Origin of the sequence: Paenibacillus sp. GM1FR (genome assembly GCF_002803315.1) — a bacterium.
In the GTDB taxonomy this organism is placed as follows: Bacteria; Bacillota; Bacilli; order Paenibacillales; family Paenibacillaceae; genus Paenibacillus; species Paenibacillus amylolyticus.
Window position 1 is genome coordinate 113,260 of record NZ_MKZL01000006.1, and the last position, 12,250, is coordinate 125,509.

At 49.6% G+C, this 12,250-nt stretch carries 9 protein-coding genes; all 9 read left to right on the top strand.

The annotated features are described in order from the left end of the window. Positions 1-90 precede the first annotated feature (90 nt). The 9 genes from PAEAM_RS04045 (at position 91) to PAEAM_RS04085 (ending at position 12,029) form a co-directional block, all read left to right on the top strand. Complete coding sequence (locus PAEAM_RS04045) at positions 91-867, top strand: AraC family transcriptional regulator (RefSeq protein WP_165789825.1); 777 nt, start codon at positions 91-93, stop codon at positions 865-867. Between the two features lie 368 nt (positions 868-1,235). Beyond that, a complete protein-coding gene (locus PAEAM_RS04050) occupies positions 1,236-2,141 on the top strand; it encodes an ABC transporter permease (protein WP_047841090.1) in 906 nt (301 codons plus the stop codon). Positions 2,142-2,170: 29 nt separating this feature from the next. Further along, positions 2,171-3,052 carry a carbohydrate ABC transporter permease gene (locus tag PAEAM_RS04055; protein WP_100526747.1) on the top strand — a complete coding sequence of 294 codons (882 nt, stop codon included), beginning with the start codon at positions 2,171-2,173 and terminating at the stop codon, positions 3,050-3,052. Between the two features lie 68 nt (positions 3,053-3,120). Beyond that, a complete protein-coding gene (locus PAEAM_RS04060) occupies positions 3,121-4,716 on the top strand; it encodes an extracellular solute-binding protein (RefSeq protein ID WP_100526748.1) in 1,596 nt (531 codons plus the stop codon). A 39-nt stretch (positions 4,717-4,755) separates the two neighbouring features. After that, complete coding sequence (locus tag PAEAM_RS04065; RefSeq protein WP_165789826.1) at positions 4,756-5,724, top strand: LacI family DNA-binding transcriptional regulator; 969 nt, start codon at positions 4,756-4,758, stop codon at positions 5,722-5,724. An 84-nt stretch (positions 5,725-5,808) separates the two neighbouring features. Further along, a complete protein-coding gene (locus PAEAM_RS04070) occupies positions 5,809-6,921 on the top strand; it encodes a glycoside hydrolase family 88/105 protein (RefSeq protein WP_100526750.1) in 1,113 nt (370 codons plus the stop codon). Continuing rightward, entirely contained in the window at positions 6,918-7,973 is a 1,056-nt protein-coding gene (locus tag PAEAM_RS04075; RefSeq protein ID WP_100526751.1) for a pectinesterase family protein, read from the top strand. The genes PAEAM_RS04070 and PAEAM_RS04075 overlap by 4 nt, the downstream gene beginning before the upstream one ends. A gap of 384 nt (positions 7,974-8,357) precedes the next feature. Next, on the top strand, positions 8,358-9,929 hold the full coding sequence (locus PAEAM_RS04080; RefSeq protein ID WP_100526752.1) for a chitinase: 1,572 nt from the start codon (positions 8,358-8,360) through the stop codon (positions 9,927-9,929). Beyond that, a complete protein-coding gene (locus tag PAEAM_RS04085; protein WP_100526753.1) occupies positions 9,930-12,029 on the top strand; it encodes a glycosyl hydrolase family 18 protein in 2,100 nt (699 codons plus the stop codon). The last annotated feature ends 221 nt before the right edge of the window (positions 12,030-12,250 follow it).

Sequence of the window (12,250 nt, forward strand, 5' to 3'; positions counted from 1 at the left end):
TCTTTGTGAAAAGTGCTTGGAAAGTGAGCACGATTTGCTATAATGTCAGCAGGTGAGCAAACGATGGAATTAAACATGACGCTAAATGGGTTGGAATTATGGAAAGCTACCGGAGGCTTTGCGAATGAGCCGCATATACATGACGACTGGTATCAGCTAACGCTGCCGGTCAGAGGTCAATGTCATCTGGTACAGGAACGGCATGCATACCCGCTAAAAGCAGGGATAGGGATTATTGCTCATCCCCAGACTGAGCATTATTTTGAGATAGGGTTGGATTCGGCTGTCATTGTGATCAAGTTCCGTAAACCGCCATTAGGCAGTTTCGAAGGTGCGGAGTTAAGTGGGGGGCGAGCTGAGTTTCGACCTACCCAGACATTTGATCCTGCTGAGATCAGCAGTCTGTTTCGAGGCTGGAATTCCATTTTGTTAGATGATGTGCCCGAAATGCTGCAAGTGCAGGAAACAGAAATGGCGATCGAGACGTATCTAAGACGTATGTTGACGGGGCAGGAAAATGGAAAAAGGACTGTAAATCCCGGTACATTCATTGATCCTCATCTCCAACGAGTGCTGGATTACATTCACAGTGCCTATACAGGCCCAATGGATATTGATTCGATGGCGATGGTTGCACATCAGAGCCGATATCATTTTATGCGTTCTTTCAAGGCTCTTACGGGAACAACACCGTATCAATATCTGCTGAATTTGCGCGTAGAAGAAGCCTCCAGGAGGCTCCGCCTTACAACGGATTCAGTAACCACAATCAGTTATGAACTGGGATTTTCCAGCGTCAGTCAGTTTTACAGAGCCTTTCAGCGAGTGTATGTTATGACACCGATGGAATATCGGAATCATGTGTAGATTTTAACGGGCAGTCTCGCATATGCGAGACTGTAATTTAGTACGTTACAGCATGCCACTGATTTTTGTTGTTGCCAAACATTGAAGACTTTGCTAAGATGGGAAAAAGTTTATGTAAGCGTATACATTTAGATTAAAATTACAACGTTGTAATTATGGTTATGGCAAGTATTGAAAAGAAATAAATAAGGTGTAAGGAGGATTATTTCTAATTAATTATCTCATTAGTACGAAGAATGATATAGGTTGTTACAAAATGTGAATGAGATGAATAACAAATACGTCAGTGGAATGATAGTTTTTTTTATTCGAGAATTCAAACGTTGTAATTATGTAGCGAAGGGGAGTGTTTCACGTTGAAAAAACGCATGTCCACGCTGTTCAGCTTGATCAGACGGGATAAATATTTGCTACTGATGTTTTCGCCTATCTTTCTGTATTACCTCATCTTCATGTACCTTCCGATGCCTGGCGTGCTGTTGGCATTTCGTAATTTCTTGCCGGGGCAGGGCATGCTCAGCGGGGAGTGGGTGGGACTGCGCTGGTTCGAACAGTTTGTGAATTCCATTTACTTCTGGCGACTGCTGCGTAACACATTTCTGCTCGCCTTCCTGCCACTCCTGTTTGGCTTTTCCATTCCGATTTTATTCGCTGTCTGCATCGTGGAGATCAAGAACCGGACATTCAAGCGATTTGCCCAGACCGTTACGTACCTTCCTCACTTCATCTCCACTGTTGTTGTAGCCGGTATGATTATTAACTTCCTGTCACCAACAGACGGTATTGTGAACACCCTCATCGCGAGTCTTGGCATGGAAAAAGTGAACTTCATGATGGATGCGAGCTGGTTCCGTACCATCTTCACAAGTTCCGACATCTGGCAGAGCTTTGGCTTCAGCTCCATCATCTACATTGCAGCCATTATGGGGATCGACCCCGAGATGTATGATTCCGGCAAAATTGACGGCGTCAACAAATTCCAGGAGCTATGGCACCTGACCCTACCCAGTATCAAACCAACCATTGTCATTCTTCTGCTTCTGTCGCTTGGCGGCATTATGAGTGTAGGTTTCGAGAAAGTATATCTGCTCTACAACGGAGCCACCTACGAAACAGCTGATGTCCTGTCCACCTATGTATACCGGATGGGGATTGAGGGCCAGAATTACGGCTTCGCCACAGCGGTCGGCCTGTTCAACTCCATCATCACCTTTATCCTTGTTTTTGCTGCCAATTCCATGACCCGCCGCCTGACCAAGATGTCACTCTGGTAAGACTATAACCCGGACCAAAGGAGACCTGTATGCAAAAATCGAGAAGTGACCGTTTGTTCTACGGATGTGTCTACCTGCTGACCATACTGGCGGTTGTTGTCACGTTGTATCCCTTTCTGTACGTCATTAGTATTTCATTCAGCTCGGTGGATGCCATCGACAAACAAAAAGTTGTATTGTGGCCCGTTGGGTTTACCCTGTCGGGTTACCAAATGGTACTGCAATACAAGGAGTTGTGGGTTTCGTTCTACAACACCCTCTGGTACACCGTGGTAGGCACACTGTTGAACATCGTGGCAACATGTCTTGCGGCGTTTCCATTATCCAGACAGCAGTTTTTCTTACGTCGCAAGCTGAATTTCTTCATCGCCTTCACCATGTATTTCTCGGGTGGACTCATTCCGGTCTACATGCTGATTACCTCGCTTGGGCTGTACAACACTCGCTGGGTTATGGTGCTGCCTGTGCTGGTGATTACGTTTAACGTCATGATCTGCCGCTCAGCTTTCGAAGGCATTCCGAATGAAATTTTCGAAAGTGCCGGTATAGACGGGGCCAACGAGATGACGATGCTTTATCGTCTGGCGGTTCCGATCATTAAGCCAACACTGGCTGTGCTCACGCTGTACTATGCGGTATTCCACTGGAACAACTTTTTCACGGCCCTATTATATCTGGGCAAACAGGATATGCAGCCCTTACAGATGTTCCTGCGAAGAGTGCTGATCATGGCTTCGCCGGAAGTGATGCAGAAGATGGGCGGTACGATGACATCCGGTGCGTTGGCGGTCTCCTCCCTTCAGGTTCGTTATGTATCCATTGTGGTCAGCATTCTGCCTATTGTTACGATCTACCCGTTTATCCAACGGTACTTCGTTAAGGGAATTACCCTCGGAGCCGTGAAAGGATAGCTTTACTTACTTAAGTGTCATGTCATTCAAGGGAGTTCAAAATGGTTCATACCAAGGAGGAATGATGGATGAGATTTAAAGGGGCAGGAAGAAAAAGTGTAATCGCAGCGATACTGGCAATCAGCCTGGCGGGATGTAGCGGCGGAACAGGGGCGGGAACCGATGCGGGGAGCACCCCGTCCAGTTCGGAGCCAGCCTTCAATTATACCGGAGCAGGGCCGGTGACGGATCAACCGGATGCCAAGCTGTCTATTCTCGGCACCAACGCTTGGACGACCAATGTGGACTTGTCCACCGCAGCCATCGTGAAGAAAATTGAGAGCAACGCTGGTGTGACGGTGGATTGGGATCTGATTCCGCCGCAGAACTATGCGGATGCCGTCAATCCGAGGCTGGCTGCTGGTACCGGCTTGCCCGATATCGTGTACCTGCCGGATCAGGATCAACTGATGAAGTACATTAACAGCGGTCTATTCATTCCGATTAATGAACTGGTAGAGAAGTACGGCGTGAATCTCAAAAAAATATATGAAAAGTCGCCTTCGGTCAAAGCCAGTTTAACAACGCCAGATGGTAAAATGTATTATATCCCGCAGCAGACGTTAACCCGCAACTACATGCCGGTATTTATGGTCAATGTGCGCTGGCTTGATAAGCTGGGATTAAGCGAGCCGACCACGCTGGATGAATTCACGGCGATGCTGCGCAAATTCAAGACAGACGACCCGAACGGCAACGGAAAAGCCGATGAGATTCCGCTGTCCATGGAAGCAAAATTTGTGTCCATGGCCTTTGGCCCGGCATTTGGACTTGATCTGTCCAACCAGTTTTATGCAGACGATCAGGGCAAGGTACATTTCAGTTATTATGAGCCTGCCTACAAGGAGTACTTGAGCTATCTGAACGGACTGTACAAGGAAGGTCTGCTTGGGGTGGATTATGCGAGTACTACGAGTGATCAGGTCACGTCGCGCATCTCTCAGGATGTGACGGGAGCAACGTTTAATTTTAGCTGGTATATGTCGATGGTCTACAGTCCGTTGTTCAAGGATTACAATCCGGAAGAGCCAATCATCAAAGGCATTTTACCACTGAAAGGACCGCACGGGGATCAGTTCTATGTAGGACGTACACCAGTGAGTGGCATCTTTGGCATTACACGTGATAGTAAAAATCCCGAACTTGCTTTCCGTTTCCTGGACTATGCCGTAAGTGAGGAAGCACAGACGTATTATACGTGGGGCATCAAGGATGACACGTATACGGAAGAGAATGGCGTGAAGACATTTACGGACAAAGGCAAGGACAATGAATACATCCAGAAGCTTGGCATTGGTCCGGTGAATCTGCCGAACATCCAATCCACCGATTCTGCTGATTCCGTCGTAGCCCCTTGGCATGCGAAGATGGATAAAGAACTGGAGCCGTATGTGCGCGAACCGTTCCCGTTTGTCTATGCCCTGCCGGATGAAGCGAGTGTGGAGAGCATGGCGATGCCTGACATCACCACATATGTGGAAGAGATGAACTTTAAGTTTATTAGCGGGGACGCCAGTCTGGACCAGTTTGACAGTTATATTGAGACGTTGAAAAAGATGAATATAGAGCAGGTTATTGCGGGCAGACAGGCACAATATGATCGTTATAAATCTGCACAGAAATAAGAAATAGGGCTTCAGGCGTATGAGAGGTGTTGATTGATTTTGATAACCATTAAAGACATTGCCAAACTGGCGGGGGTGAGCTATAGCACGGTATCAAAGGCGCTGAATGATGATCCCCGAATCAAACCGGCAACAAAGCAGAAGGTGCTTGCGGTCGCAGAGAAACATCAATATCGGAAAAACATGCTGGCCCGGCAGCTCTCCACCGGCAGAAGCAACATCATCGGTTTTGTGCTGGATGAGCTGAGCAATCCGTTATTCTCCAACATCTCCGGCCGTCTGCACACCGAGCTGAAGAAGCGGGGATATCAGATGATCCTGGTTGTGGCGGATGATGGCGTGGATGTCTTCAGCCAGCTGCGCGTGGACGGATGTATTCTGTGGGACTATGCACTGGACAATCGGGAGATGTTCTGGAAAAAGTTTGCAACACTCAACATGCCATGTTTTGTGCTGGGTACAGATGAAGCGCCGAACTCTCCTTACATCAAGATTGATCGCAAAGAAGGGCTGTTCAAAGCAGTGGAGCATCTGAAATCGCTGGGCCACAGCCGAATCGGATTCATCGGCAACTCCCAGCACGTCAAGCTGGAGGGTTACAGGGAAGCGTTGCAGCGTACGGGTCTGGGTTTTAACGAAGACCATGTGTTGCCAGCGCATTCCTCTTGGGAAGACGGGTATTTTGCCATACGTAATCATGCGTTTGGGGCGGATTCGCCGACAGCATTTATTGGACTGAACAACTTGGTCACCCGAGGGGCACTCCGGGCTTTACTTGAGGCAGGTTACAGTGTTCCACGCGATATCTCGTTAATTGGGTATGATGATCTGCCGGATATGCAATATGCGGAAGTGGCCTTGACTACAATTGGCCCGCCTCTGGATGAACTGGCCGTGCAGGCAGCAGAGCTGATTGTATCGTTAATCCGTGATGAACAGGTCGATGTTCCGGTAGTCATTCAGCCTAAGCTGAACCTTCGCAGTTCAACGGCAATGTGCCGGCAATAAGGACAGCGACCTTTGAAGAGTGAAGCGGTTATCCGTTAGTCATACATGTATTAGGTGAGTACAACATTCAAGGAGGAATTGCTTATGCAGGTACAGACACAGTTATCCTGGTCTGAGCGAATTGCAGCAACGATCATCCAGCAATGTGACGGGGACGGTTATCATGCGTTCCCTTCGGGACGATGGGCATACGTGGAAGGCATGACCTTGATGGCAATGGCACGAACCGGGCAGTATTATGGCAAACAAGAGTATGTTGATTTTATGAAAAAACATATGGACCTGTATATCCAGCCGGACGGCTCTATTGGCACCTATACTTTGGAAGAATATAATCTGGATCAGATTAATCAGGGGAAAAACCTGTTTGCATTACTGGATGGTGCTGAAGATCAGCGTTACGTAGAAGCGGCTCATCTCTTGGCAGCACAGCTCGCAGGGCAACCCCGCACGTCGGAGGGCGGTTTCTGGCACAAAAAAATCTATCCATTCCAGATGTGGCTGGATGGATTGTATATGTCGTCGCCTTTCCTTGCAGAGTATGCCAAGACGTTTGATCTACCTGAGCTGTGGGACGAAGTGGCACATCAGATTCTGCTGATCGAACGCCAGGCCCGTGATCCGCGGACCGGGCTGCTCTATCATGGCTGGGATGAATCGAAGGAGCAGGTCTGGGCAGATTCATCGACAGGGTGCTCACCACACTTCTGGAGCCGGGCGATGGGCTGGTATGCCATGGCGATTGTAGACAGCGTGGAGCATTTCCCCGTGAATCATCCAAAGCGCGGAACCATCATCGGCATCTTCGAACGGATGTGTCATGCTCTGGTACGCGTGCAGGAGCAGGAGAGCGGGTTATGGTTCCAGGTGCTGGATCAGGGCTTCCGCAAAGGCAACTATCTGGAAGCATCCGGGTCAAGCATGTTTGTATATGCACTTGCGAAGGGTGTGCGACTAAGGTATCTGGAGCCGCATTTCAGAGCTGCGGCGGAGAAGGGATGGCAGGGACTGTCCTCCAGATTGGTGGAGGAGACGGCTGACGGCGTTCGGTTAAACGGGATCTGTCATGGCGCAGGACTAAGCCTGGATCGGGATGGCTCGTACAACTACTATGTAACCGAAGCGGTTGTAAGCGATTCCTTTATGGGTGTGGCTCCGCTTCTGCTGGCAGCACTGGAAATGGAGCGACTGCCATGACGCAGCAGAGATTGCCAAATACAGCATTGGAATCATCAGCTCCCTGTCTGACTGTTGCTTCAGATGGGACAGGGGATTATGTGACGATTCAGGCCGCAGTTGATGCGCTGCCGGAGAATGGCATCGGAATCGTTCCAATTCGAGTGAAGGCTGGTGTCTATCATGAGAAGCTGCATATGGAGAAGCCGGGCATCCACCTGATTGGTGAGGGGGCGGAGCAGACGATCATTACGTATGATGATCATGCACTCAAGAAGTTTCCGGACGGGTCGCCATATCATACGTTTCATTCCTATACGGCTTTCGTTGGTGCCGATGATTTCACGGCAGAGGGGATTTCCTTCGTAAATGCTGCCGGGCCGGGCAAGCAAGTTGGTCAGGCCCTGGCCGTTTATGTGGATGGAGACCGGGCGGTCTTTCGCCGCTGTCGTTTGATCGGTCACCAGGATACGATCTTCACCGGCCCGCTGCCGGAGCAGCCCATGGATCGCAGTTATTTTGGTGGGCCACGCGATGGTGCCGAGCGGCGCAAACTGCGGCAGTATTTCGAGGACTGTTACATCGAAGGTGATATCGATTTTATTTTTGGTTCGGCTACGGTGGTGTTTAAGGGCTGCGAGATCTTTACGAAGAATCGTCTGACTGAAGCGGAGGCTGCGGATGGACAAGTGAACGGTTGGATTACCGCAGCCTCTACGCCGGAGGATGTGCGTTACGGCTATGTGTTTCTGGACTGTGATCTGACCAGCAATGCTCCGCCGCAGTCGGTGTATCTGGGCAGACCGTGGCGTCATCATGCCAAAGTCTGTTTTCTGAACTGCTGGATCGGCGCTCATGTGAAGCGGGAGGGATGGCACAACTGGAACAAGACAGATGCAGAGCAGACCGTTCAGTATGCGGAATACAACAGCGCAGGGCCTGGTGCCGGATGTGCTGCTGATCGTGTGCCTTGGGCCAAAATACTGACCGAACAGGAAGCGGCCGAGTACACTGTACCTCTGATTCTGTCCGGCGTGGATGGATGGAAGCCTTTGGAAAGGAGAGGGGAGTAGCGGCAGTAAGATACGCCCTCTTCTCTGCGAAATATCTAACACAGGTTTTCTTTCAAGTCTCCTAAGGAGTTGAAAGAAAACCTTTTTTGTGCGCTATATTACATTTTTCGCCCCCAATAGAACTATTTTATCCCTTATCTCTTTTGCAGTTTACTGATTAAATACAGGGTGAGGATCTGTAAATTCCCTGTAAAATTTGGATGGTGCCTGCAAAAAAAGAACACGAGAGGGAAGGTCCATTTTGGTAAGGGAAGGGAGTGAAGTGACACGCAACATCAGATGGCTGAATGGGGCTGGCTCTAATCGATCACAGATCAGATGCAGGTGGACAATTGAAGTTTTGTTTGCAAGGTGAACGTATCCTTAGTACAGGAGGGATTTTGCTTGAATCAAGCTGTTCGATTCCGCCCGGTCATTACATTTGCTTTGGCATTTCTTCTTCTTATTTCGTGGTTTGCACCGAGAGCCGATGCCGCCGCCCAGTGGCAGGCAGGCACCGCATACAAGAAAGGAGACCTCGTAACATATCAAAATAAAGATTATGAGTGTATTCAGGCCCACACGGCGTTGAGCGGATGGGAGCCCTCTGTTGTGCCCGCGTTGTGGAAATACGTCGGGGAAGGTTCGGGAGGGGAAACGCCAACGCCAGATACGGCACCACCTTCTGTTCCTGCGGGTCTGACTTCATCCTTCATCACGAACACCTCTGTGAGTCTTTCCTGGAATGCATCCACGGATAATGTGGGCGTAGCGGGGTATGAGGTATACCGGAACGGCGTTCTTGTGACAAGTACTTCAACTACAACGGCTGTAGTCACAGGACTGACAGCTAGCACGACTTATGCTTTTACGGTAAAAGCCAAAGATGCCGCAGGCAATATATCCGCTGCGAGCACCTCCCTCAGTGTGACAACTTCCAATGGATCTTCCAATCCGGGGCCAACCGGCAGCAAATGGCTGATCGGCTACTGGCATAACTTCGATAATGGTTCAACGAATATCAGACTTCGTAACGTATCAACAGCCTATGACGTCATTAATGTCTCCTTTGCTGAACCGATTTCACATGGCAGCGGAACGCTTGCTTTTACTCCATACAATGCAACGGTAGCTGAATTCAAATCCGATATTGCCTATCTGCAAAGCCAGGGGAAAAAAGTACTTCTTTCCATGGGGGGAGCCAACGGTACCATTGAGCTCACTGATGCGACCAAGAGACAGCAGTTCGAAGATTCGTTAAAATCAATCATTTCCACGTATGGTTTCAATGGTCTAGATATCGATCTGGAAGGAAGCTCCCTGTCTCTGAATGCAGGGGATACCGATTTCCGTAGTCCAACTACACCGAAAATTGTTAACCTCATCCATGGCGTGAAAGCGGTTAAGTCACACTTTGGCGCCAATTTCATCCTGACGGCTGCGCCGGAGACGGCCTATGTACAGGGTGGATATCTGAGCTACGGCGGTCCTTGGGGAGCATACTTGCCAGTCATCCATGCCTTGCGTAATGACCTGACCCTGCTTCATGTGCAGCACTATAACACGGGCTCCATGGTGGGGTTGGATGGGCGCTCTTACGCCCAGGGAACAGCTGATTTCCATGTGGCCATGGCGGAGATGCTGCTTCAAGGCTTTCATGTAGGCGGTAGCACAGGCCCATTCTTTAGTCCCTTGCGACCGGACCAGATTGCCATCGGTGTGCCGGCTTCCCAACAGGCTGCCGGAGGTGGTTATACAACGCCAGCCGATCTGCAGAAGGCACTGAATTATTTGATCAAAGGTGTGTCGTACGGCGGTTCCTATACTTTGCTCCAGCCTGCGGGCTATGCGGGGATAAAAGGGATTATGACCTGGTCAATCAACTGGGATGCATATACGAATAACCAGTTTTCGAGCGCACATCGTCCGTTCCTGAACGGGCTGAGTACGCAAACGACAAAGGAGGTTGTGTATTAGATGATACATTTAAATAAACACACTGCTGTCAAGAAAACCGCGAAGTTTCTCTTGGGTCTATCCCTGCTCTTATCCGTCATTATTCCTTCTTTTGTGCTCCAACCCGCTACGGCAGCAGCTGCAGATTCTTATAAAATTGTTGGTTACTACCCGTCCTGGGCTGCGTATGGGAGAAACTATAATGTAACGGACATCGACCCAACCAAAGTCACGCATATCAACTATGCGTTTGCCGATATTTGCTGGAACGGTATTCATGGAAATCCGGACCCTTCAGGCCCTAACCCGGTGACCTGGACGTGTCAGAATGAGAAGAGCCAGACGATCAATGTACCGAATGGCACGATCGTGCTTGGCGATCCATGGATTGATACCGGCAAGACATTTGCAGGGGATACGTGGGATCAGCCCATTGCAGGCAATATCAATCAGCTTAACAAGCTGAAACAGATCAATCCTAATCTGAAGACAATCATCTCCGTGGGAGGATGGACATGGTCCAACCGCTTCTCCGATGTAGCTGCGACTGCTGCAACGCGAGAGGTATTTGCAAACTCTGCCGTCGACTTCCTGCGGAAATACAATTTTGACGGGGTAGATCTGGACTGGGAGTACCCGGTATCAGGCGGACTTGATGGTAACAGCAAACGTCCTGAGGATAAGCAAAATTACACACTGCTTCTGAGCAAAATCCGTGAGAAGTTGGATGCTGCCGGAGCTGTGGACGGCAAGAAGTATCTGCTTACGATTGCAAGCGGTGCATCTACGACCTATGCTGCGAATACTGAGCTTGCCAATATAGCTGCCATCGTCGACTGGATTAATATTATGACATACGATTTTAACGGGGCCTGGCAAAAAGTCAGCGCGCATAACGCGCCGTTGAACTATGACCCTGCGGCTTCGGCTGCTGGGGTGCCGGATGCCAATACATTTAATGTGGCTGCCGGAGCACAAGGACATTTGAATGCAGGCGTACCAGCCGCTAAACTTGTGCTTGGTGTTCCGTTCTATGGACGTGGCTGGGATGGATGCGCACAGGCGAGTAATGGCCAGTATCAGACCTGCGCGGGAGGTTCTTCCGTTGGAACATGGGAAGCAGGCTCCTTTGATTTTTATGATCTGGAGACTAACTACATTAACAAAAACGGGTACACGCGTTACTGGAATGACATTGCCAAGGTGCCATATCTCTATAATGCGACCAACAAGCGATTTATTAGCTATGACGATGCGGAGTCTATTGGATATAAAACCGCTTATATCAAAAGCAAAGGACTCGGCGGAGCGATGTTCTGGGAGCTTAGCGGTGACCGGAACAAAACACTCCAAAATAAACTGAAAGCCGATCTGCCTACTGGAGGTACAGTGCCTCCAGCAGATACGACGGCGCCAAGTGTACCCGGTAATGCCCGCTCGACAGGTGTGACGGCCAATTCGGTGACGCTGGCCTGGAATGCTTCAACGGATAATGTGGGGGTTACTGGGTATAACGTCTACAATGGTGCCAATCTTGCTGCCTCCGTCAACGGAACGACCGCAACAATCAGCGGCCTGTCCGCGGGTACTTCCTATACTTTCACGATCAAAGCAAAAGATGCGGCAGGCAATCTGTCTGCAGCCAGTAATGTTGTAAACGTGAGCACTACGACTCAACCGGGAGGTGATACGCAAGCACCAACTGCACCGACGAATCTGGCATCAACCGCGCAAACAATATCCAGCATAACGCTGAGCTGGGCGGCATCTACGGATAACGTGGGTGTAACGAGTTATGATGTGTACAACGGAACGGCTCTGGCGACATCCGTGACCGGAACAACAGCAACGATCAGCGGGCTTGCAGCGGATACCTCGTATACATTTACGGTAAAAGCAAAGGATGCGGCGGGTAATGGTTCTGCTGCGAGCAATGCGGTGACCGTGAAAACAACAGCAGGAACGACAAATCCGGGCGTTTCCGCCTGGCAGGCGAATACAGCCTATACTGTAGGACAGCTGGTCACCTATAGCGGTAAGACGTATAAATGTTTGCAATCCCACACATCCTTGTCTGGGTGGGAACCATCCAATGTCCCTGCATTGTGGCAGGTCCAATAGTTAAAAAATGGATTACCGCATTTTGAATTGAAACATGTAGTTTTAGCGAGGCTTGGCTATAGGGAAGAGAACATAACGAAAAAACACCGGCTACTGGTCATACCCCTGTCAAGTAGACAGATGAAAAAAGCTATGCTGCCAGCGCGCATCGATATTCAATCGGTGCGCGCTGTTTGAGTTTGGCTTGAAAGCGTCGGTAGTTGTAATTGTACACGTAATCT